Source organism: Micromonospora sp. RHAY321 (assembly GCF_023896955.1).
In the GTDB taxonomy this organism is placed as follows: domain Bacteria; phylum Actinomycetota; class Actinomycetes; order Mycobacteriales; family Micromonosporaceae; genus Micromonospora.
The window spans coordinates 449,664-472,317 of record NZ_JAMHIW010000002.1 but is presented as its reverse complement, the minus strand read 5'-3'; the positions used below and the strand labels follow the sequence as shown (position 1 = coordinate 472,317).

At 72.4% G+C, this 22,654-nt stretch carries 19 protein-coding genes; 7 read left to right on the top strand and 12 right to left on the bottom strand.

The window, feature by feature from the left end:
• Positions 1-123 precede the first annotated feature (123 nt).
• The 4 genes from M8C17_RS06540 to M8C17_RS06525 are packed head-to-tail and all read left to right on the top strand — an operon-like array spanning position 124 to position 3,201.
• The gene (locus M8C17_RS06540; protein ID WP_252415480.1) at positions 124-546 is read left to right on the top strand and encodes a molybdopterin-binding protein; all 423 of its coding nucleotides are present in this window, start codon (positions 124-126) and stop codon (positions 544-546) included.
• The gene (gene modA / locus M8C17_RS06535) at positions 543-1,331 is read left to right on the top strand and encodes a molybdate ABC transporter substrate-binding protein (RefSeq protein WP_252415479.1); all 789 of its coding nucleotides are present in this window, start codon (positions 543-545) and stop codon (positions 1,329-1,331) included. The genes M8C17_RS06540 and modA overlap by 4 nt, the downstream gene beginning before the upstream one ends.
• Positions 1,328-2,137 carry an ABC transporter permease gene (locus M8C17_RS06530; RefSeq protein ID WP_252415478.1) on the top strand — a complete coding sequence of 270 codons (810 nt, stop codon included), beginning with the start codon at positions 1,328-1,330 and terminating at the stop codon, positions 2,135-2,137. Before modA ends, M8C17_RS06530 begins: the two co-directional genes overlap by 4 nt.
• On the top strand, positions 2,134-3,201 hold the full coding sequence (locus M8C17_RS06525; RefSeq protein WP_252415477.1) for an ABC transporter ATP-binding protein: 1,068 nt from the start codon (positions 2,134-2,136) through the stop codon (positions 3,199-3,201). Before M8C17_RS06530 ends, M8C17_RS06525 begins: the two co-directional genes overlap by 4 nt.
• Positions 3,202-3,265: 64 nt before the next feature.
• Here the strand turns inward: M8C17_RS06525 and M8C17_RS06520 are convergent, their stop codons facing one another.
• The 4 genes from M8C17_RS06520 to M8C17_RS06505 all read right to left on the bottom strand — a co-directional run bounded on the left by M8C17_RS06520 (position 3,266) and on the right by M8C17_RS06505 (position 6,187).
• The gene (locus tag M8C17_RS06520) at positions 3,266-3,679 is read right to left on the bottom strand and encodes a type II toxin-antitoxin system Phd/YefM family antitoxin (protein WP_252415476.1); all 414 of its coding nucleotides are present in this window, start codon (positions 3,677-3,679) and stop codon (positions 3,266-3,268) included.
• A gap of 56 nt (positions 3,680-3,735) precedes the next feature.
• On the bottom strand, positions 3,736-4,293 hold the full coding sequence (locus M8C17_RS06515; RefSeq protein ID WP_252415475.1) for a GNAT family N-acetyltransferase: 558 nt from the start codon (positions 4,291-4,293) through the stop codon (positions 3,736-3,738).
• Between the two features lie 154 nt (positions 4,294-4,447).
• Positions 4,448-4,918, bottom strand: a complete 471-nt coding sequence (locus M8C17_RS06510) for an EVE domain-containing protein (RefSeq protein WP_252415474.1) — start codon at positions 4,916-4,918, stop codon at positions 4,448-4,450.
• Between the two features lie 33 nt (positions 4,919-4,951).
• Positions 4,952-6,187, bottom strand: a complete 1,236-nt coding sequence (locus tag M8C17_RS06505) for a hypothetical protein (RefSeq protein ID WP_252415473.1) — start codon at positions 6,185-6,187, stop codon at positions 4,952-4,954.
• Positions 6,188-6,371: 184 nt separating this feature from the next.
• On the opposite strand from M8C17_RS06505, the gene M8C17_RS06500 reads away from it, so the two are divergent.
• A complete protein-coding gene (locus M8C17_RS06500) occupies positions 6,372-7,931 on the top strand; it encodes an NAD(P)/FAD-dependent oxidoreductase (RefSeq protein ID WP_252415472.1) in 1,560 nt (519 codons plus the stop codon).
• Positions 7,932-8,071: 140 nt separating this feature from the next.
• Positions 8,072-11,536, top strand: a complete 3,465-nt coding sequence (locus tag M8C17_RS06495) for a ThuA domain-containing protein (protein WP_252415471.1) — start codon at positions 8,072-8,074, stop codon at positions 11,534-11,536.
• Between the two features lie 71 nt (positions 11,537-11,607).
• Here the strand turns inward: M8C17_RS06495 and M8C17_RS32020 are convergent, their stop codons facing one another.
• Positions 11,608-14,676 carry a S8 family serine peptidase gene (locus M8C17_RS32020; protein ID WP_308209372.1) on the bottom strand — a complete coding sequence of 1,023 codons (3,069 nt, stop codon included), beginning with the start codon at positions 14,674-14,676 and terminating at the stop codon, positions 11,608-11,610.
• Between the two features lie 302 nt (positions 14,677-14,978).
• On the opposite strand from M8C17_RS32020, the gene M8C17_RS06475 reads away from it, so the two are divergent.
• The gene (locus M8C17_RS06475; protein ID WP_252415470.1) at positions 14,979-15,323 is read left to right on the top strand and encodes a cupin domain-containing protein; all 345 of its coding nucleotides are present in this window, start codon (positions 14,979-14,981) and stop codon (positions 15,321-15,323) included.
• A gap of 136 nt (positions 15,324-15,459) precedes the next feature.
• Here the strand turns inward: M8C17_RS06475 and M8C17_RS06470 are convergent, their stop codons facing one another.
• From M8C17_RS06470 to M8C17_RS06440, 7 genes are read right to left on the bottom strand one after another with little or no spacing between them, the layout of a single operon-like run.
• Positions 15,460-16,656, bottom strand: a complete 1,197-nt coding sequence (locus M8C17_RS06470; RefSeq protein ID WP_252415469.1) for a hypothetical protein — start codon at positions 16,654-16,656, stop codon at positions 15,460-15,462.
• Complete coding sequence (locus M8C17_RS06465; protein ID WP_252415748.1) at positions 16,649-17,446, bottom strand: sugar phosphate isomerase/epimerase; 798 nt, start codon at positions 17,444-17,446, stop codon at positions 16,649-16,651. The genes M8C17_RS06470 and M8C17_RS06465 overlap by 8 nt, the downstream gene beginning before the upstream one ends.
• A 5-nt stretch (positions 17,447-17,451) precedes the next feature.
• Positions 17,452-18,609: a dihydrodipicolinate synthase family protein gene (locus M8C17_RS06460; protein WP_374557366.1), complete on the bottom strand. Its 1,158-nt coding sequence runs from the start codon at positions 18,607-18,609 to the stop codon at positions 17,452-17,454.
• A complete protein-coding gene (locus tag M8C17_RS06455) occupies positions 18,606-19,757 on the bottom strand; it encodes a Gfo/Idh/MocA family protein (RefSeq protein ID WP_252415468.1) in 1,152 nt (383 codons plus the stop codon). Before M8C17_RS06455 ends, M8C17_RS06460 begins: the two co-directional genes overlap by 4 nt.
• Positions 19,758-19,794: 37 nt before the next feature.
• On the bottom strand, positions 19,795-20,550 hold the full coding sequence (locus M8C17_RS06450) for an ABC transporter ATP-binding protein (RefSeq protein WP_256482261.1): 756 nt from the start codon (positions 20,548-20,550) through the stop codon (positions 19,795-19,797).
• Between the two features lie 43 nt (positions 20,551-20,593).
• A complete protein-coding gene (locus M8C17_RS06445) occupies positions 20,594-21,595 on the bottom strand; it encodes an ABC transporter substrate-binding protein (RefSeq protein ID WP_252415466.1) in 1,002 nt (333 codons plus the stop codon).
• 23 nt (positions 21,596-21,618) lie between these two features.
• Positions 21,619-22,575: an ABC transporter permease gene (locus tag M8C17_RS06440; RefSeq protein ID WP_252415465.1), complete on the bottom strand. Its 957-nt coding sequence runs from the start codon at positions 22,573-22,575 to the stop codon at positions 21,619-21,621.
• Positions 22,576-22,654 lie beyond the last annotated feature (79 nt).

Below are 22,654 nucleotides of genomic sequence, written 5' to 3'. Positions count from 1 at the left end.
CGGCGAGCCCGCCGCGCGGCCACAGACGAGACCGCAGATGCAGCCCGGACAATCCCTGCGGTACGCGAAAACCAGCCATCCCGCCCTTCCGTCCTCGCAGGTGCGGGCGCTAGGGTGAGCGCCGTGACGATGTTCCGGATCGGCGAGGCGGCCGACCTGCTCGGCGTCAGCGCCGACACGATCCGCCGCTGGGTGGACGCCGGGCGCCTGCCGGCCGGGCGGGACGGGCACGGCCACCGGGTCATCGACGGCGTCGACCTGGCGGGTTTCGCCCGCGCCCAGGCGTCCGACCCGGACGCGGGCGCCGAGCTCTCCTCGGCTCGCAACCGGTTGCGCGGCATCGTGGTCGACGTCCGCAAGGACACCGTGATGGCCCAGGTCGACATCCAGGCCGGCCCCTTCCGGATCGTGTCGCTGATGAGCCGGGAGGCGGTCGACGAGCTGGATCTGCGGGTCGGGTCGGTGGCCGTCGCCGTGATCAAGTCGACCACGGTGGTGGTGGAGCGGGTGGCACCCACTCCGGCTCGGGGACGGACCACCGGATGAGCGGGCGCCGACTGCGCACCGCGCTGGCCGCCGTGGTCGCGGCGGCCGGGCTCGCGGTTTCCGGCTGCGCCCCGGACGAGGCCCCGCAGGCCGCCGCGGACGGCCGGGTCACCGGCACGGTGACGGTGTTCGCCGCCGCGTCGCTGACCGAGTCGTTCACCCGCATCGGCAGGGACTTCGAGGCCGCCAACCCGGGCAGCACGGTGACGCTCAACTTCGCGGGCAGCTCCGCCCTGGCCAACCAGATCAACCAGGGTGCGCCGGCGGACGTGTTCGCCTCGGCCGCCCCGGCCCCCATGACCACGGTGACCGAGGCCGGCAACGCCGACGGCACGCCGAGCAGCTTCGCCCGCAACCAACTGGTGATCGCGGTGTCCCGGGGCAACCCGAAGGGGGTGACCGGGCTCGCCGACCTGACCCGACCTGGGGTGAAGGTGGCGCTCTGCACCGACCAGGTGCCCTGCGGGGCGGCTGCCCGGACGGCGCTGGACGCCGCCGGAGTCGCACTGACCCCGGTGACGCTGGAGCAGGACGTCAAGGGCGCGCTGGCCAAGGTGAAGCTCGGCGAGGTCGACGCGGCCCTGGTCTACCGCACCGACGCACGGGCGGCGACCGCCGAGGTGACCGGCGTGGAGTTTCCCGAGTCGGCGCGGGCGGTCAACGACTACCCGATCGTGGCGCTGAAGGAGGCGCCGAACCCGGCCGGGGCGCGGGCCTTCGTCGCGTACGTCCGTTCGGCGCCGGCGCAGGCGGTTCTCGCCGGGGCCGGGTTCCAGGCCCCGTGAGCGTGGTCCTCGACGCCGCCCGTCGGCGCGGGCGGGTGCCGGCGGCGCTGCTCATCCCCGCCGGGCTGGGGCTGATCTTCCTCGTCCTGCCGCTCGCCGGTCTGGTCGTCCGGGCGCCCTGGTCCACGCTGCCGCAGCGGCTCACCGAGCCGGGAGCGTTGACGGCGCTGCGACTGTCCGTGCAGACCGCGACCCTCGCCACCGTGCTCTGCCTCCTGCTCGGGGTCCCGCTGGCCTGGCTGCTGGCCAGGGTCGAGTTTCCCGGCCGCCGGCTGGTCCGTGCGCTGGTCACCGTGCCGCTGGTGCTGCCGCCGGTGGTCGGCGGGGTGGCGCTGCTGCTGGTCTTCGGCCGGCGCGGGCTGCTCGGCGGCTGGCTCGACGCCACGTTCGGCATCACCCTGCCCTTCACCACCGCCGGCGTGGTGCTGGCCGAGTCCTTCGTCGCCATGCCGTTCCTGGTGATCGCCGTCGAAGGTGCGCTGCGGGCAGCCGACCACCGCTACGAGGAGGCCGCCGCGACGCTGGGTGCCGGCCGGTGGACCACCTTCACCCACGTGACCCTGCCCCTGGTGGCGCCGGGGCTGGCCGCCGGCGCGGTGCTCTGCTGGGCCCGGGCGCTTGGAGAGTTCGGCGCCACCATCACCTTCGCCGGCAACTACCCCGGCCGGACGCAGACCATGCCGCTCGCCGTCTACCTGGCGTTGGAGACGGACCTGGAATCGGCGATCGTGCTCAGCCTGGTGCTGCTCATCGTCTCGGTGGGCATCCTGGCCGCGCTGCGCGACCGCTGGATCACCGGCCCATGACCACGCCGCTGCTCGACGCCCGGCTCGTCGTCGACCGGGACGCCTTCCGGCTCGACGTGCCGTTGCGGGTCGCGCCCGGCGAGGTGGTCGCGCTGCTCGGGCCGAACGGCGCCGGAAAGACCACCGCGCTGCGCGCGCTGGCCGGGCTGCAGCCGCTCACCGCGGGGCACGTCACCCTCGACGGCGTCGACCTGGACCGGCCGGCGAGCCGGGGCTGGATCCCCACCGAACGCCGGCCGATCGGCGTGGTCTTCCAGGACTACCTGCTCTTTCCGCACCTGAGCGCCCTGGACAACGTGGCCTTCGGCCCGCGCCGGCACGGCGTCGACCGGCGGGCGGCGCGGGCCACCGCCCGGGACTGGCTCGGCCGGGTGGGGCTGACCGGGCAGGCGCACCGCCGCCCCCGGCAGCTCTCCGGCGGGCAGGCCCAGCGGGTGGCACTGGCCCGGGCACTGGCCGTCGAGCCGGCGCTGCTGCTGCTGGACGAGCCACTCGCCGCGCTGGACGCCCGCACCCGGTTGGACACCCGCGCGGAACTGCACCGCCACCTGTCCGCCCATCCCGGGGCGACGGTGCTGGTCACCCACGACCCGCTGGACGCGCTGGCGCTGGCCGACCGGCTCGTCATCGTCGAAGACGGGCGGGTGGTGCAGGAGGGCGACGGGCCGAGCGTCACGGCCCGCCCGCGCACCGACTACGTGGCCCGGCTGGTCGGGCTGAACCTCTACCGGGGCCGGGCCGAGGGGCACGGGGTACGCGTCGCGCCCGAGCTGTCCCTCACCGTCGCCGACCGCCTGGACGGCGAGGCGTTCGTCGCGTTCCGCCCGACGGCGGTGGCCCTGCACCCGAGCAGACCCGACGGCAGCCCACGCAACACCTGGGCCGGCACCGTCGCCGGTGTCCAGCGGCACGGCGACAACGTGCGGGTGCAGGTGGACGGACCGATCGGGGTGGCGGCGGACGTCACCCCGGCCGCCGCCGCCCAACTGCGGCTGATTCCCGGCCAGCGGGTGTGGGTGGCGGTCAAGGCGACCGAGACGCACGCCTACCCGGCGACCGGCTGACCCCGATTTCCGCGCGGATGCGGTGGCCCCGGGTCGGCCTGTGGGTGGCCGGGCCAGCAGCGAGTCAGCCGGCGAGCAGGTCGGCGTGCGCGGCGCGCAGCCGGGCCAGCGCCGGGTCGCTGCCGGGAACGACCCGCCGGTCCAGCTCGGCCCACGCCTCGGCCAACGCCGCGCGGACGGCGGCCAGCTCGGCGGCGTGCCGGTGACTGCTGCGTCGGTGCTGCTCGTCGAGCCGGCGAGCCCAGCCGGCGGTGACGGCGGCGAGACGGTCGGCGTCGGCGCGGGCCTGCGCGCCGCTGCGGGCGGCGGAGGCCGGGACGATCGCGGCGACCGGGCGGGGATCACCATCGCGGGTGACGATGGTGACCGCGTCGGTCAGCTCGGCCAGCGCGACGAGCTGGCTGAACCGGGTGCGCGCCTCGCGCAGCGGCACGGAGCGCGGCGGGTCGGGGTGCGGGGTGAGCGCGGGGACGGCCATGGATGCATGGTGCCGCCGGGGTACGACAGGACCGGCCGTCGTCAGTGGACGGTGGGCTACCGGACGGCCGGCCCGGAAAGCCACTCGTCGGCCAGCACCGACCAGACCTCGAGGTCGATCCGCCCCTGCGGGCTCGGGTAGAGCTGGCGCAGCGTGCCGTCGTGGCGCATGCCGAGCCGGCGGGCCAGTGCGATGCTGCGGGCGTTCTCGGCGTTGGTGCGCCACTCCACCCGGTGGATGCCGCGCTCGCGTACCGCCCAGTCGACGATGCGGCGGACCGCCGGCGCGACCAGCCCGTGCCCCTGCGCCGCCGGCTCCACCCAGCAGCCCACCTCGCAGACGCCCAGATCCGCGTCGAACGACACGAACATGACGCCGCCGACCAGTGTGCCGCGCCACCACAGGCCCCAGATGCCGCCGGCGTCGCGGGCCCAGCGGTCGGCGTACCGCTGCAGCACCGCCCGGGCCGAGGGCAGGTCGGTGGCGACGAAGGACGGCGACACCCAGGGCTGGATGTGCTCCCGGGCCCGGTCCAGATTGGCGAGGAACTCCTCGGCCCGCCACGGGTCCAGCGGGCGCAGCTCGGCCTCCTCGGTCAGCGGCAGGGCGAACACCGGGCCTCCAGGGGTGCGGTTCAGATGTCGGGTAGCAGGTTCGCACAGGCCCGTCGATCGGGCCCGGGCCGGGGGCGCGGCAAGATCCACGCACTGTTGGGGAAACTGCTGCCTGCGGACGCGCTGAAGCAGCAACTTCCCTGAACCTGCGCCGTCATGGGTCCGCGTATGGACCCCAGGCCGCTCGTTCCGGCAGGTGGGTACGCAGGGCGGCGAACTGGGCCACGGTCAGGTACGAGGGGTTGGCCGCCTGCGGCTGGCGGAACACCTCCAGGTCGGCGAGCCGGTCGTCGGCGCGCAGCCGCAGCCGGGGCACCCGGTCCTGCTCTCCGAGGATGGGCAGGTCCAGTGGCACCGACCAGGGCTGCCCCGGCGGTCCCGGTTCGGCCGCACCGGTGACCCGGCCGACCCCCCACACCCCGTACGGCAGGCGACCGCGGCTGCCACTGGCCCAGAAGACGACCGGCTGCCCGGCACGCATCAGCCGCGCCCGGTAGCCGGGGCGTACGCACCAGTTGGTCACCAGGGGCTCCCGGGCGAAGCGGGCGGTCAGGTCGACGGTGTCGGCGTTGCCCTTGATCAGCCAGGAGCCCAGGTCGTCGAGGCGCACCCGTGGCTCGGTCATCGACCCATCCTGCCCGGCGAGCCGGGGGTCCAATCAGATGATCATGTGTGTCCAGTAGGTGAGCCAGAGGACGAACAGCGCTCCCTGCACCAGGGCGAGGGTCGCGGTCAGCCACACGTCGACGGTGGCGCGGCGCGCCCACCGGGCCAGCACCAGCGCCACCGGGAACACGGCGAGCAGGTAGCGCAGCAGGCTCTTGTAGACCGGCGGGCCCATCGAGAGCGGCACCAGCACCATGAGCACGCCGTACACCAGGTAGGCCAGCTCGCGGCGGCGGAACCCGGCGACCAGCACGGCCAGCACGGCCACGGCGAACCAGACCCGGGCGGCGTCCCGCGGCTCCCCGGCCAGGCCGCCCAGCAGCACGGGCACCGGGTTCTGCACCCTGATCCCCCACCCGGTCTGCTGGGCGTGCTGGTAGGCGAACCAGTCCCCGCCCCGCCACCGGCAGAACGCCATGAAGGTGAACCAGCCGGCGGGCAGCAGCAGCAACGGCCAGCCGATCCGCAGGTAGCCGAGCAGGGCGCGCGGGCCGAGCCGCCAGTCGTGCTGGCGCAGCAGCACCAGCGCCAGTGGCAGCGCGACGACGAAGCCGACCGAGCGGCTCATCGCCAGGAAGTAGCCGAGCACACCGACCAGCAGCCACTGGCGGCGCTCCGCGTGGTAGAAGGCGGCCAGCGCGAGGCAGACGAAGAGCGATTCGGTCAGCGCGGCCTGGAACAGGAACGCGGTGGGCAGCAGCACCAGGTACCGGGTGAACCGGCGGGCGGCGTCCGGGTCGCCGAGCAGCAGTTCGGCCAGCCGGTAGCCGTACCAGAGGGCCAGGAGGAAGGCGACGTTGCTGATCAGCAGCAGGGCCAGGGCGTTGTCGCCGCCGAGCAGCGCGCCGACCGGCCGGGCGAGGAACGGGTAGAGCAGCGGGAAACCGAAGTCCGTCCACCGTCCGGTCAGCGGCAGCTCGCTCAGCCGCAGGTAGAGCATCGCGTCCCAGGCGAACCACAGCGAGATCCACCGGTGCCCGGAGATCTCCCGCTGCTGCGTCCACATCAACGTCTCGTCGGCCGGCGGCGCGCCGGGGATGTCGTCCCAGGCGTGCAGGACCAGCAGCCCGACCAGGGTGAGCAGCAGCTTCGCGCCGAGGAAGAGGCCGAGCAGGTAGGGCCAGGGCTCGGGCACCCGGCGAGCCAGCCGCGACGCGGCCCGGCCCGCCCCGGCCGCACGGACGGCCAGCGTCGGGGTGCGCCCCTGGCCGCTCCGCCACCGGCGCATCCGCTTCGCTCCCCCGGTCCGCCCACCGGCGCACCCGCCGCGGGGGTGCCGCCCCTCCTGTTGTACGCCGCAGCCCGCCCCGCCGGAGCGGAAACGGGCACGACCAGCGCCTTTCCGGGGGTGATGTCTGCCGCAGAACGGGTACGCGCCGCGCCTCAACCACGGCGGGCAGGAGTGCGGGGGCATGAGCGAGCAGCAGGGCACGGTGGTCATCGGTGCGGGGCCGGCGGGCCTCACGGCGGCGTACGAACTGCTCCGGCACGGGTTGCCGGTACGGGTCTTCGAGGCCGACGAGGTGGTCGGCGGCATCAGCCGGACCGTGGAGCGCGACGGGTGGCGTTTCGACATCGGCGGGCACCGCTTCTTCACGAAGGTGCCCCGGGTGGAGGCGTTCTGGCACGAGATCCTGCCGGACGAGGACTTCCTGACCCGACCGCGGATGAGCCGGATCTTCTACCGGGGGGCGCTGTTCAACTACCCGTTGAGCGCGGCGAACGCGCTGCGCAACCTCGGGGTGCCGGAGGCGGCCCGCTGCCTGGGCTCGTACGCCCGGGCCCGGCTGCGCCCGCCGCGGGACCAGTCGCACTTCGAGGGCTGGGTGTCGGCCCGGTTCGGCTGGCGGTTGTACTCGATCTTCTTCAAGACGTACACGGAGAAGGTCTGGGGCATGCCGGCGGACCGGTTGCAGGCGGACTGGGCCGCGCAGCGGATCAAGAACCTGTCCCTGGCCAAGGCGATCCGCAACGCGGTGCTGCCCCGGCGGTACCGCACGGACGTGACGAGTCTGATCGAGCAGTTCCAGTACCCCAAGTACGGGCCGGGGATGATGTGGGAGCGCTGCGCCGAGCAGGTCCGCGACCGTGGTGGGGAGTTGTCGACGGGCACCTGGGTCACCGCCGTGCACCGTGACCCGGAGCGACGACGGGCGACCAGCGTGACGGTCAACGGCGTGGGCGGGCAGCGCACCACACCGGCCGACCACGTGATCTCGTCGATGCCGATCTCGGAGCTGGTGACCGCGCTGCGCCCGGCGCCGCCGCCGGAGGTGCTGGCCTGCGCCGCCGACCTGCGCTACCGCGACTTCCTGACGGTGGCGCTGGTGGTGCCGGCCGAGTTCTCGTTCCCCGACAACTGGATCTACGTGCACGACCCCGGCGTGCGGGTGGGCCGGATCCAGAACTTCGGCTCCTGGTCGCCGTACCTGGTGAAGGACGGCCGCACCTGCCTGGGCCTGGAGTACTTCGTGTTCGAGGACGACGAGATGTGGCGTACCCCGGACGCCGACCTGGTGGCCCTGGCGACCGCGGAGCTGGAGCGGCTGGGCCTGGCCCGGCCGGGCGTGGTGGAGGCGGGTTACGTGGTGCGGATGCCGAAGGCGTACCCGGTGTACGACGAGCGCTACCAGCACAACGTGGACGTGATCCGGGCCTGGCTGGCCGAGGCGGTACCGAACGTGCACCCGGTGGGGCGTAACGGCATGCACCGCTACAACAACCAGGACCACTCGATGCTGACGGCGATGCTCACGGCGGAGAACATCGCCACCGGCAGCACGCACGACGTCTGGTCGGTGAACGTGGAGCAGGACTACCACGAGCAGTCCAGGGACGGCGACGGCCGACGGGGCACGGGCCGGGACGCGCCGGTGCTGCCGAGCCGGATCATCACGGCCCCGATCGCCGCGCCCGAGGGCGTCGGTGTCACCGGGGACGGCGACCGGCCGGCGCAGGTGCCGCTGAGCTGACGGCACCGGCGAAGCCGGGACGATCGGGTCAGGAAAACGCTTACCTTTGGACTATTGACGGTCATCACTGGCTGTCAGTACCGTGATGCGGGCAGCGAGAAAGCGCTTTCCGCCCTCACCGTCCAACAGGGAGCGCCCCCATGCCCCGACACCTCCGCGCGTTCTGCCTCGCCCTGCTCGCCGTCGCCACCGTCCTGGGCACCACCACCGCTCTGCCCGCCGAGGCCGCCCCCCGCTTCCGGGTGCTGGTCTTCTCCAAGATCACCAACTTCTACCACGACTCGATCCCCGCCGGCGTCGCCGCGATCCAGCAGCTCGGCACCACCCACAACTTCGAGGTCGTCGCCACCACCGACGCGGCCGCGTTCACCGACGCCAACCTCGCCACCTTCGACGCCCTGGTGTTCAACAACACCAACTCGACGCCGGCCTCCGGTGACCTGCTCAACGCCAGCCAGCGCGCGGCGTTGCAGACGTTCATCCGCAACGGCGGCGGCTGGGCCGGCCTGCACGCCGCCTCGGCAAGCGAACGCGACTGGCTTTGGTACGAGGGCCTGGTCGGCACCATCTTCGACTACCACCCGGACTTCTCCGCCACCGGCGGCACCTTCCCCGGACGGGTCAAGGTGCTCGACCGGGCGCACCCCTCCACCCGGAACCTGCCGGAGCTGTGGGAGCAGAACGAGGAGTGGTACAACTGGCGGACCAACCCGACCGGCAACGTGCACACCCTCGCGCAGATCAAGGTGCGCGACGGGATCCCCGGGATGGACGAGGGCGTCGACCACGCGTACTCCTGGTGTCAGCGCTACGACGGCGGCCGGTCCTGGTTCACCGCCGGCGGGCACGCCAGCTCCCAGTTCGGCACCCCGACGTTCCTGGAGCACCTGCGCTACGGCATCGAGTGGGCCGCGGGCGCGGTCGCCGGTGACTGCTCGGCCACCGAGACCAGCAACTTCGAGCGGGTGGGGCTGGTCACCGAGAACCTCGCGGACCCGTTCGAGCTGGCCGTCGCCCCCGACCGGAAGGTCTACTACATCCAGCGCACCGGCGCGTTGAAGGTGGTCAACTCCGACACCCTCCAGGTCACCACGCTGCTGGACCTCGCGTACACCTCGGCGATGACCGACCAGTCCGACGGGCTGCTCGGGATGACCCTGGACCGCAACTTCGCCAGCAACGGTTGGATCTACCTGCTCTGGTCGGACAAGACCCTGAAACAGCTCAACCTGTCCCGCTTCACGGTCGCCAACAACAGCGTCGCGCTCTCCTCCGAGAAACGGCTGCTGGCCATCCCCACCTACCGCGGTGAGGGCCGGGCCAACTCGCACATGGGCGGATCGCTGGCCATGGACGGGGCCGGCCGCCTCTACGCCGCGATCGGCGACAACACCGACCCGTTCGCCTCCAGCGGGTACACCCCCATCGACGAGCGCGCCGGCCGGGCCGCCTGGGACGCCCAGGGCACCGCCGGCAACACCAACGACCTGCGCGGCAAGGTCCTGCGGATCACCCCGCAGGCCGACGGTACGTACACCGTCCCGAGCGGCAACCTCTTCCCGGCCGGCACCGCGAGGACCCGACCGGAGATCTACGCGATGGGCATGCGGAACCCGTTCCGGATCAATATCGAGCCGCAGACCAATGCGCTGCTGGTCGGCGACTACGGCCCGGACGCCCGGGCCGCCGACCCGAACCGTGGTCCGGAGGGGACGGTCGAGTTCAACCGGATCACCAGCGCCGGCAACTACGGCTGGCCGTACTGCGTGGGCAACAACATCCCGTTCAACGACTACAACTTCGCGACCAGCACCTCCGGGGCGAAGTTCAACTGCGCCGCGCCGGTCAACAACTCCCCCAACAACACCGGCCTGACCACCCTGCCGGCGGCGAAGTCGGCGCTGGTCTGGTACGCGTACTCCGCCTCCAGCCAGTTCCCGGAGGTGGGCACCGGCGGTGGCGGGCCGATGAGCGGGCCGGTCTACGACCACGACCCGGCCAACACCCGCACGACGAAGTTCCCGGAGTACTTCGAGGGCAAGTGGTTCACCTACGAGTTCACCCGCAAGTGGTTCAAGACGCTCTCGATCCACAAGACGGCGCAGACGTTCAACAACGCGCGCTTCGGCCCGACGGCCGTGGGTGACCTCCAGTCCATCAACGGGATCTTCGGCAACATGAGCTGGATCCAGCCCTTCGAGGCGGAGTTCGGCCCGGACGGGTCGCTCTACGTCATCGACTTCGGCGAGGGCACCGGCAGCGGTCGCGGCGGCAGCAACGCCGGCGCCGGCATCTACCGGATCGACTACGTGGCCAACGGCCGGCCCCCGACCGCGAAGGTGACCTCCGCGCCGGACAGTGGACGCCCGCCGCTGGCGGTCGCCTTCTCCTCGGCCGGGTCGACCGCCGGGGACGGCTCGGCGCTCACCTACGCCTGGGACTTCACCAACGACGGCAGCACCGACTCCACCGCCGCCAACCCGAGCCACACGTACTCGACCGCCGGGAAGTTCACCGCCCGGCTGACCGTCCGCAACAGCGGCAACGGGTTGACCGCCAGCGCGGTCACCGACGTGGTGGTCGGCAACACCCGGCCCACGGTGACCATCACGGTTCCCGACGGCGGGTTCTTCGACTTCGGCGACAAGATCCCGTACACGGTGACGGTCACCGACCCGGAGGACGCCACCATCGACTGCGCGAGGGTGACCGTGCAGACCCAGCTCGGCCACGACTCGCACGCCCACCCGCTGGACGTGTACACCGGCTGCTCGGGGCTGCTCGCCACCGAGGCGGACGCCGGCGACGGGCACGGGCCGGGGCAGAACCTCTACACCGTGGTCACCGCGCAGTACACCGACGGCGGCGCGGCCGGCGGCGTACCGGCCCTCACCGGCTCGACCCGGGCGCAGTTGCAGCCCAAGAGCAAGGAGGCCGAGCACTTCACCGCCCAGTCCGGGATCATCGTGAACGACCGGGCCACCGCCCGCGCCGGCAAGCGGCTCGGCGAGGTCGACCACAACGACTGGGTGGCGTACGGGCCGGTGGACCTGCGCAACATCGGCTCGGTGACCCTCGGGGTGACCAACGGCGGGCTCGGCGGCACCATCGAGCTGCGGACCGGCTCACCCACCGGCACCCTGATCGGCGCTGCCACCATCGGCTCGACCGGCGGATGGGACAACCTGGTCTCCCCCACCGTCACGCTCACCAACAAGCCCGCCGGCACCACCACGCTGTACGCGAGGTTCGTCAACGCCGCCCAGGTCGGCGGCACGCCGGACCTGCTCTCGCTGGACTGGCTGCGGTTCAACGGGGCCGGTGTCAAACAGGAGCCCGGCGGGTCGCTCTCCCTCACGGCCAGCCCGGGCAGCGGCACCGCGCCGCTGAGCACCACCCTGACCGCCACCGCGACGGCGCCGTCCGGGCAGAGCATCACCGACTACGCGTGGGACTTCGGCGACAACACCGCCGTCACCCACGGCGCGACGCTGCGGTCGACCGGTCACAGCTATCCGCGCAAGGGGACCTTCACCGCGCGGGTGACGGTCACCTACACCGGTGGGGAGACCCGCTCGGCCAACCTGACCATCACGGTCAACTGATGATCGAGCGGTGGCGGGCGGGGGGCCACCCCGTCCGCCACCGTCGGCACCGCCCCACGGTCGACTAGGGGTTACTCCCAGGAACTCTGCTGCGTGTAGACGAGGTTGCCAGGGATGACCGCGCCGTTGGTTCCGTACTCGGTGTACGCCCAGAAGTCGCCCTCGGGCAGCGGCCTGTTCGGCTTCAGCGTGAAACCCTGCGTCGCACCACGCTCCGCCGTGGAGGGAAGCGTCAGCGTAGCGCCCGGATACTTCGCGTTTCGGCCGACGATGGCGTGACCGAACTGGAAGTCGACAACCGGACCACCGGGGAACTGTGCGAACACGTACGCCGTGTAGCGCCCCGGTTCGGGCAGGAACTTGTACGCCTGCTCCGCGCTGGTCCAGAACCTGTCACTGCTGTAGATGAGGGTGTCGCCCTTGTACAGGTAGAGGTCCAGGTTCGTGTTCGGGTCGTCGGTGTTGGTTTCGACCATGATGCCGGCGGTGTTCGCCGGCACGGTGAAGTCGAACGTCTTCACCCCGGTGGCACCCGGGTCGAACACGCCGCCGTAGACGCCGGCCGGCATCGAGTACGACGAGCGCCGCATCGGCGTGTAACCAGTGCTGCGACCGGTGAGTGGTCCGGTGAAGCCCGGCTGGATCGAGCCGGACGCCCCGCTGGTCATCCGGCCGAATTCCTCCCCGTCGTCACCGTACGGTCGCGGCATGATTCCCCACGGCCGGGCGGCGACCGGGATCCGGGCGCTGTGGGCCTTGCCGCGCCAGCCGATCGAACCGGTCACGTACCGGTCCCAGGGCGCACTGCCCCGACGCAGCGTGATGGTCACGGTCGCGGACCTGCCGGGCGCCAGCGTCACCGATGCCGGCGACACGGTGACCTTCATGCCGTCCAGCCCGGACACCGACGAGCGGTAGGTCTCCCGCGCCTTGCCCACGTTGGTCAGGGTGCGGGTGAGTGTCACCGGGCGGGTCCCGTCGTACTCGCGCAACGAGATGGCCGGCAGGTTGAGCTCCTTGCCGTCCGGCACGGCCGTCTCGCTGAAGGCGACCAGGTCCGCCGCGGTCGGCTCGATGACCAGACCCGGATCGGTGGCCCCGGCCAGGTTGATGAAACCACTGCCCTGGTCGAGGGGACTGCTGGTGCCGACCGTGTCGGTGGCGGTGGTCCGCAGCGCCGAGGCGACCGCGCCCGGCGACCAGTTCGGATGCGCGGCACGCAGAACCGCCGCCGCGCCGGCCACATACGGCGAGGCCATCGAGGTGCCCGAGTACGCGTCGTACTGCCGTCCGAAGTTACCCGCCGGGGAGACCGCGGCGATGATGTCCGCACCAGGCGCGACCAGGTCCGGTTTGAGGACGCCGACGGCAACCTTGTCCGGGCCGGTGGAGGAGAAGTCCGCGACGCTGGGTACGCCCGGGACGCTGGAGCCGTCACCGCCAGTGCGCAGGGACACCCGCGCGTCGGTCGGGTGACGCATCAGATAGTTGAACAGTGTGCCGGCCTGCTTCTCGGTCGGCAGGTAGACGACCGGGAAGTTGAAGATCGAGTTGATCCGGTAGTTGCCGACCGGGTCGAAGACCACCATCGCCGCGCCGCCCTTGGCCTTGATCTCGGCGGCGGATCCGAACGTGTCGGACAGTGCGCAGGCGACCACCTTGCCCTTGATCTTGGCGGGGTCGAGGCTGCCCGGTTCGCAGTAGACCGCACCCAGGTCCGGTGACCCGGCCTGCTCGCCGAAGACCATCGGCCGTGAGTCGCCACCGGGCAGTGCGTCCAGCGAGCCACCCACGAGCTTCGTGCCGTCGCCCAACGTGACGGTCGCCTCGTCGAGGTTCGTCACCGCCGCGCCCACGGTGGTCACCCAGGGCGCCGCGTTGCTGATCGCCCCGCTCACGATGCCGGTGTTGCCGGCCGACGCCGCCACGAAGACTCCGGCCAGCGTGGCGTTGAGGAAGGCGATACCGATGGGGGTGTTGGCCTCCCAGTCGCCGAGGTCGCTGCCGATCGAGAAGTTCAGGACCTGCACGCCGTCGGCGACGGCCGCGTCGATGCCGGCGATGATGTCGGCGTCGAAGCCCATGCCGCCCCAGAGCACCTTGTAGACGGCGATCTGGGCGTCCGGCGCCACCCCGGAGACGGGACCGAAGCGCCGACCGTCGATGGTGACGTCCGAGACCGGCAGACCGGCCGCCGTGGACGCGGTGTGCGTGCCGTGTCCGGACATGTCGCGGGGAGACAACACCTCGCCCTCGGGCACCGAGCCGCCGCCGGCGAGCCACGTGTCGGCGAAGTAGCGGGCACCGACGATCTTGCCATTGCAATGCTCGGCCACGAAGGCCACGCCGGTCTGGCAGGTGCCACGCCAGGTCGCGGGGGCCTGCATCTTCCTGGCGAACGACGCGCTCTCCGGCCAGATGCCGGTGTCCAGGACGCCGATAACCATTCCCGTACCGGTGCCGGGGCCGGGCTTGACCGGCTTGCGGGCAGGACCCCCCACCGGGGGTTGGTCCGGCGCGGCCGGGGCGGTCGCGGGCGGAGCGCCGGGGGTCGACGCGGTGGGCGGCGGCGTCCTGGTGCCGAGCGCCTGCGAGGCGGTGACCGCGCGGACGCGCTTGTCCGCCCGCAACGTGGCCACCTGCTCGGCGGTCAGCTTGGCCGAGAACCCGTTGAAGGCGGTGGCGTACGCGGCGTTGACCTGAATCCCGGCTGCGGCAGCGACGGCGCTGCGCTGCGCGTCGAGGTGCCCGCGGTAGGCCCGTGCCGGTGCCGACGTGACGTCCAGCCGGTCACCCGCGTCCGGGCGGGTTCGCGCCAGGCCGGACACGCCACCGGCGTAGGAGGTCAGGGGCTCTTCGGCCAGTTCCACGATGTACGTGCCCGAACCGGCGGTGTCCACGGTGGCTCGTTGGCTGGCGGCGTCGCGGCCGTCGGGTCGGCGGTCGGCGCCGTCGGTCAGGGTGACTCTCTTGTCGGACCCGGCGGTGAAGTAGCCGGTGGTGCTGTTCCCGCTGCCCGATGGCCCTGTCGGGGCCGCTGACGCCGAGCCCGCGACGCCGGTTGTGCCGGCGATCACGGCGAGGACCAGCGTCGGTATCGCTGATCTTCGCAGCCTGTTCCCGCTCGTGCTGGTAGCCACGAGACTCCTCTCACGTGCTCCCTTGTGGAGCTGTCCTCATCGATCGCGACCCGCCTATGGGAGCGCTCCCCCACCTAAGTGCTCGACGGTTAACCAATGGTTTGCGCGGTGTTTCGGATCGCTGATGCGTATAAGATCACAAACCTCAGCCGCACCAGTGGACCGTGCCAGGGCATCGCATGAACATGGCAGATCCGCCGTGCGGTTGCCCAGGGCCGGCCTGCGAAACCAGGGTCCAGCACACCAACGAACCCGACTCGAAGACGATTCGCCTACTGTCGATGCCGTACTAGGCTTCCGCCATGCTGATCATCGAAGGCGCGGGCCGGTGGACCGCAGCCGCCGGGGCCGCCAACGACTGGGTTGAACAGCTGAGAGTGCCGGACCTGTCGGTGGGAACGTACTGCATCCCGGCGGGCGGTCTCGACGATCAGAGCCCGCACACCGAGGACGAGATCTACGTGGTCACCGCGGGGCGGGGCCGGATCGTGACCCCGGACGGCGCGGCCGAGGTGGGCCCGGGTTCGGTGATCTTCGTGCCGGCTGGCGAGGAGCACCGGTTCGACGAGGTGACCGAGGACCTGGCGCTGCTGGTGGTGTTCGGCCCGGCGTACGGCTCGCGCGCTCCGGCTCGGCGAGCTGAGTAGAGCGGCCGAGGTCGCCAGCCCGGAGGTCGGCGTCCGTCGTGAGTGGACCCGACGAGCGGCGAGGTGAACCCATGAGGGCGAGCATGTTGATGTCCAGGCACCGGGCCTGGTAGCCACGATCGTCCCATCGGACCCCTCACCTACCGGGCTGGGCGCCACCATCGGCCGCCCGGGCCGCGTCTCCTCGGCGCCTCCAGAGCACGGTGCACGCCACGGCCACGGCCAGCCCGAGCAGCGGCGCGACGCCGACCCCGGTGAGCGTGCAGGCCACCGCCAGCAACGCGGGCGGCACCCAACACCAGGCGGGCACGGTCCGCGGCACACGGCCACGCCGACGGGCCGCGGCTTCCATGGCCATCGGCACCACCAGCACCGGCAGCGCGGCGGCCAGGAGCGTCAACCAGGGCAGCACGAGGCGGTCGAAACGCGCCACCGCCAGCACCCCGCCGAGCACCGCGACGACCAGCATCGCCGTACGAGCCGGCACGCGGGGAGCCAGGCCGCGGATCGCCAGCGCCCCGGAGTACGTGGTGGTCAGCGCGGCGGCGAAGACCGCCACCGCGACGAACAGATTCGCGTACGCGGCCAGGCCCGAGCCGACGGCCAGCAGTGCGACCACGTCGGCCGAACCGGTCCGCAGCCACAGGCCGGCACCGACGAGCACCCCGAGCAGCGCAGGTCCGATCAGCAGCCCCACGCACCAGGCCAGGTCCCGCCGCCGGGCGAGGCCCACGCTGAAGTCCGGCGCGCGCAGCGCGAACACCGCCGCGTAGCCGATCAGCGCGGCGGCGTCGGCGAGCCCACCGGCGGCCAGGCGGACCGGCGCACCGGGTGGTGGCAGCACCGTCAGGCACCAGCCGACAAGGACCACCGCGCTGAGCGTGGTGAGCACGGCGACCCGGTTGCCAAGCCGGGCCGGCGCCCAGGAGACGGACAGCACCGCCACCTCCAGCAGCACCGGCCCGGCCCAGCCCGGCAGGTGCGTCAACGCGGCGAGGGAGGCCCCGCCGAGCCCGACGTTGAACCCGTTCCAGCCGACCATCGACACGGCCAGCACCGCCGCCAGCAGCAGCCGCGAGGTGTTCCCCAGATAGGCGGGCAGCACGGCGGTGAGCGTCCCGCCGTCGCCGAGCGGGCGGCGCAGGCCGATCCGGCCCTGCCCCCAGAGCAGCGCCGCCATCAGCACCCCGCCGACCAGCAGCCCGGCCGGCGGCACCGCGCCGCCGTGCCGAGCCGCCATCGCCGCGCCGAGCACCAGCGTGGCGGGCGCGGTGCCGATGCCCAACCACGCGCCGACCGCCGCCGGCCAACGCCGCTCGACAGTCTCAGGCAACGTGGCGCAGGTAGCCGGCTATCGCCGCGCCCAGCACCTCGGTGCCCGGCCGCGCCCACACCTCGGCGGAGAAGACCTCCACCTCGATCGGGCCGCCGTAGCCGGCCGCGTCGACCGCCTCGCGCAACCGGCGCAGCTCGATGCACCCGTCGCCGGGCAACGCCCGGCCGAGCAGCACCCCCTCCGGCAGTGGTGTCACCCAGTCGCAGACCTGGAACGCGGCGATCCGGGAACCCGCTCGCGCGATCTGCGCGTACACCGTGTCGTCCCACCAGACGTGATAGGCGTCCACGACCACACCGACCACCGTCGGGTCGAACCGCTCGGCGATGTCCAGCGCCTGACCGAGGCTGGCGATCACGCAGCGGTCGGCGGCGAACATCGGGTGCAGCGGCTCGATCGCCAGGCGTACGCCGGCGGCCTCGGCGTGCGGGGCCAGCGCCCCGATCGCGTCGGCGACCCGCTGCCGGGCGCCGTCGATGTCCCGGCTGCCCGGAGGCAGCCCGCCGGACACCAGCACCAGCTCCGGGGCGCCCAGCGTGGCCGCCTCCTCGATGGCCCGCAGGTTCTCCGCGCGCCAGTCGTCGGCGGAGAAGAAGCCGCCCCGGCACAGCGAGGTGACGGTCAGACCGGCGTCTCGGACCAGTTTCGCCGAGCGGGCCAACCCGTACCCGGCCACCGGCTCCCGCCACAGCCCGATGCCCGGCACCCCGGCCGCGACGCAACCGGCCACCACCTCCGGCAGCGGCCAGTGCTGAGCGGTGGCCTGGTTGAAGGAGAACCGCTCCAGCCCACTCACTGCCGCACCCCCGCCACGGTGAACAGCGCCCGGGCGCGGGCGGCGGCCAGCTCGGCGTCGGGCAGCAACCCGGCGGCGTCGGCCAGGGTGAGCAGGGTGGCCAGGTGCGCCGGAGACCGGCCGGACTGCGCGCCGCCGACCATGGTGAAGTGGTCCTGGTGGCCGGCCAGCCAGGCCAGGAACACGATCCCCGTCTTGTAGTGCCAGGTCGGCGCCGCGAACAGGTGCCGGGCCAGCGGGACGGTCGGGGCGAAGATCTCGTCGTACGCGACCAGGTCCCCCCGGTCGAGCGCGGTCAGCGCGGCGGCGGCGGCCGGCGCGATGGCCGCGAACACACCGAGCAGCGCGTCGGAGTGGCCCACCTCGTCGCCCCGGATCAGCTCCGGGTAGTGGAAGTCGTCGCCGGTGTAGAGCCGGACTCCGGCCGGCAGTCGGCGGCGCAGTGCGACCTCCCACCCGGCGTCGAGCAGCGACACCTTGATGCCGTCCACCCGGGACTGGTGCGCCTTGATCAGTTCGACCACCGTGTCGGCGGCCAGGTCCAGGTCGACCGCACCCCAGTAGCCGGTCAGCGCCGGGTCGAACATCGGACCCAGCCAGTGCAGCACCACCGGCTCGGTGGCAGCGGTCAGCAGCTCGTCGTACACCCGCAGGTAGTCCTCGGGGCCGCGGGCCGCGGCCGCCAGGTGCCGGCTGCACATCAGCACCGGTCGGGCGCCGGCCGCACGCACGTCGTCGAGCTGCTCCCGGTAGGCGGCGGTGACCTCGGCGAGGGTGGCCGGACCTGCTGGCAGCTGGTCGGTGCCGACCCCGGCGACGATCCGCCCGCCCACCGCGCGGGCCTCGGCGGCGCTGCGGCGGATCAGCTCCCGGGTGGCCGGGTAGTCCAGCCCCATCCCCCGCTGGGCGGTGTCCATCGCCTCGGCCACGCCGAGCCCGTACGACCACAGGTGCCGACGGAAGGCCAGGGTGGTGTCCCAGTCCACCGCCGCTGGCGCGCCGGGGACATTCTCCGCGCCAGGGTCGGCCACCACGTGCGCGGCGGCGTACGCGATCCGGCTGGTCGCCGGTGCCGCCGGGCGGGTGAACCCGCTGCCACCGGCCAGGCGGTGTCGCCGCCCGCCGGGCAGCACGACCTCGGCCGCGCCGGTCACCGGCCCAGCTCCGGCACCTCGACGCGGACACCCTCGCGGGCCGAGCGCAACCCCAGCTCGGCGAGCTGCACGCCGCGCGCGCCGGCCAGGAAGTCCCAGCGGAACGGCTCACCGGCCACGACGTGCCGCAGGAACGCCTCCCACTGCACCTTGAAGCCGTTGTCGAACTCCTCGTTGTCGGGCACCTCGGTCCACTGGGCCCGGAAGTCCTCGGTGACCGGCAGGTCCGGGTTCCACACCGGCTTCGGGGTCACCGCCCGGTGCTGCACCCGACAGCGGCGCAGCCCGGCCACCGCGCTGCCCTCGGTGCCGTCGACCTGGAACTCCACCAGCTCGTCGCGGAACACACGCACGCACCAGGACGAGTTGAGCTGCGCGACCACTCCGCCGTCCAGCTCGAAGATGCCGTACGCGGCGTCGTCGGCGGTGGCCGGATAGGTGCGGCCGTCCTCGTCGACCCGCTCGGGCACGTGGGTGGCCGTCACGCAGGAGACGGCGGCGACCCGGCCGAACAGCTCCTCCAGCACGTAGTGCCAGTGCGGGAACATGTCGACCACGATGCCGCCGCCGTCCTCGGCCCGGTAGTTCCAGGACGGCCGCTGGGCAGGCTGCCAGTCGCCCTCGAAGACCCAGTAGCCGAACTCGCCGCGTACCGAGAGGATCCGGCCGAAGAAGCCGCCGTCGATGAGCCGCTTGAGTTTGCGCAGCCCGGGCAGGAACAGCTTGTCCTGCACCACGCCGGTGCGTACGCCGGCCGCGTCGGCGGCCCGGGCCAGGTCGAGCGCGCCGGCGGTGTCCTCGGCCAGCGGCTTTTCCGTGTAGATGTGCTTGCCGGCCTCTATCGCCTGCCGGATCGCCTTCTCCCGCTGCTGGGTGACCTGGGCGTCGAAGTAGATCTCCACGTCGTCCCGGGCCAGCGCCGAGGTGAGGTCGGTGGTCCAGTCGGTCAGGCCGTGCCGCTCGGCGAGCTCCCGGAGCTTCGTCTCGTTGCGTCCGACCAGGACCGGCTCCGGCCAGATGGTCGTACCGTCGGCCAAGGTCACGCCGCCCGCCTCGCGGATGGCCAGCAGCGAGCGGACGAGATGCTGCCGGTAGCCCATCCGTCCGGTCACGCCGTTGACGATGATGCCGATCGACCTGCGGGTCATGGTGTTCCTTCCGTCGTGCTGGTCGTGCTGATCACGCTCAGTGGTTGGCGGCCGCGCTGCCGAGCAACCCGCGCAGGTCGGTGGCGAGCCGGTCGAAGCGGGGATCCGACATCACCTGCGCGTAGTCGCGGTGCGCCGGCAGCTCGACCGGGAAGGTCCGGATGATCCGGCCGGGCCGGGCGCTCATCACCACGACCCGGGTGCCGAGGAAGACCGCCTCGGCGATGGAGTGGGTGACCAGCACGACCGTGGTGCCGGTCTCCCGCCAGATCCGGTGCAGTTCGGCGTTCATCTGCTCCCGGGTCAACGCGTCCAGTGCGCCGAACGGCTCGTCCATGAGCAGCACCGGCGGGGAGTGCAGCAGCGCCCGGCAGAGCGCCACCCGCTGCTGCATACCGCCGGACAGCTCGTGCGGCAGCGCCTTCTCGAAGCCGGTCAGGCCGGTCATCTCGATCAGCTCGTCCGCCCGGCGGGCCGCCTGCGCCCGGTCCATGCCGCGCATCTCGGCCTGGAGCAGGATGTTGGCCCGCGCGCCGCGCCACTCCAGCAGCGCGGCCTTCTGGAAGACGAAGCCGATCTCCTTCTGCGGGCCTTTCACCGGGCGGTCCAGCAGTGACACCTCGCCGCTGGTCGGCCGGACCAGCCCGGCGACGATCTTCAGCAGCGTGGACTTGCCGCAGCCGGACGGACCGACGATGGTGACGAACTCCCCCGGCTCGATGTCCAGGGACACGTCGTCCAGAGCGGTGGTCTGCGACCGTCGGGAGCTGAACCGGACGGTCAACCCGGACATCCCGATGGCGGTGCCGGCCCGTGCCGGCGCGGCGGTCACCGGGTCACCCCTGGGCCGCGTAGGAGGCGTCCCAGTACGCGTTGGGCGCGCCCGGGTCCTTCAGCTCCGCGTAGCGGGACATCAGGTCGATGGTCTCGGTCCACTGGGCCTCGGTGTTCACCCCGGGCGGGCCTTCGGCACCGATCAGCGGCAGGACGAGGGTGAGTTGCTTGGTGAGCACCTCGGCCGGGGGCTCGTTCTCGGCCAGCGCGCTCATCGCGCTCACCGCGCCGGCCGGGTCGCGAGCGGCGTCGGCCCAGGACTTCTGGGTAGCCCGGACGAACTTGCGGGCCAGCTCCGGGTCCTTCTGCAGGGTCTGGGTGTTGGCGATCAGGCCGGTGCCGAGCAGGTTCATCCCGTAGTCGGCGAAGAGCAGCACGTCGACCTTCTTGCTGGTCCGGTTCTCGATGGTGGGCGCCTGGTCGTGGAAGAAGCCCATGATGGCGTCGACCTTGCCCTCGGCCAGCGCGGCGATCTTGCCGGCGGCGTCCACGTTGACGACCTTGACGTCGCTCTGTTTGACGCCGTTCTTCTCCAGCCAGGCGGGGAAGGTCGCGTAGAGGGCGTCGCCGGGGGTGCCGCCGACGGTCTTGCCCTTGAGGTCCGCCGGGGTCTTGATGTTCTCCTCGGTGAAGAACTCCACCGAGGACGGGCCCTTCTCCAGGTAGGCGCCGAGGCTGCGGACCGGCATGCCGGTGGCCACCGACTTGAGCAGCACCGGGCTGTCGGCCCAGCCGAAGTCGGTCTGCTTCTGGGCGACCTGCTTGATGGTGTTGCCCGAGCCGTTGCCGGGCAGGATCTTCAGGTCGATGCCCTCGGCGGTGTAGTAGCCCTTCTGCAGCCCGTAGTAGAACGGGGCGTGCTCGCCGTAGGGCACCCAGTTGAGCGTGAGGGTGACTTCCTTGTTGCCGCCGGCGCCGGTGTCGGAGGAGTCGCCGCCGCCGCAGCCGGTGGCGGCGAGGAGCAGGGCGACGGTGGCCAGGATGGTGGTGGCGGTGCGTTTCATCGGTGCCTCCGTGATGGGGTCGGTCAGGAGGTGGTGAGTGGTACGCCGGCCCGACGGCTGGCGTGCCAGGGAATGAGCAGTGCCTCGGCGATCTCGACCAGGACGAACAGGACGATGCCGATGCCGGACATCAGGATCAGGTCGGCGAAGAGGAGCGCGGAGTCGAGGTTGCCGTTGGCCAGCAACAGGACGTAACCGAGCCCTTCGCTGGCGCCGACGAACTCGCCGACCACGGCGCCGACCACCGCGAGGGTGACCGCCACCTTGAGGCCGGCCATCAGGTGTGGCAGCGCGTTCGGGAATCGGATCTTGCGGAAGGTGCGCCACGGCCCGGCGCCCATCGTGGCGGCGAGGTCGAGCAGCTCCGGGTCGGTGGAGCGCAGCCCGGCCACGCCGGAGATGACCACCGGGAAGAACGCGATGAGCACGGCCAGGATGATCTTCGGGGTGAAACCGAGACCGAACCAGACCACCAGCAGCGGCGCGATGGCGATCTTCGGGATGACCTGTGCGAACAGGACGATCGGGTAGAGCGCCTTGTCCAGGGTGCGCGAGTAGGCGATGGCCACCGCTGCCGCCAGCCCCAGCGCGGCGGCCAGCACGAAGCCGACCACCGTCTCGTAGAGCGTGACCAGCGTGTGCCGGGCCAGCTCGGACCACTGGTCGGTCATCGTGGTCCAGACCTGGACGGGCGTGGGCACCAGGTAGTTGGGCACGTACTCCTGGGCGGCGACGAACCACCAGGCGGCGAAGAACGCCGCCAGCACCAGCGCCGGCCGCCACAGTGAGTCGGCGAGGCCCAGCGCCCGCCGGCCGAGCGTCGGTCGCGGCGGGCGACCACCGACGCCGGGTGGCGGACCGGCCACGGTGGACGGCCCGGGTCCGCCGGTCGACGAGTTGCCGGCCGGTACGGCGGATTCACCGGCCGCCGTCGCGGCGGCGGCCTTGCGGCCCGCCGTGTCCAGAGCGTTCTCGGTCACGCGGAACCTCCTCGGGACCCGGCACGACACCCGCGGACCGGGCCGGTCGGCGTATCAGGCAAACGCTTTCCTGGAGCGT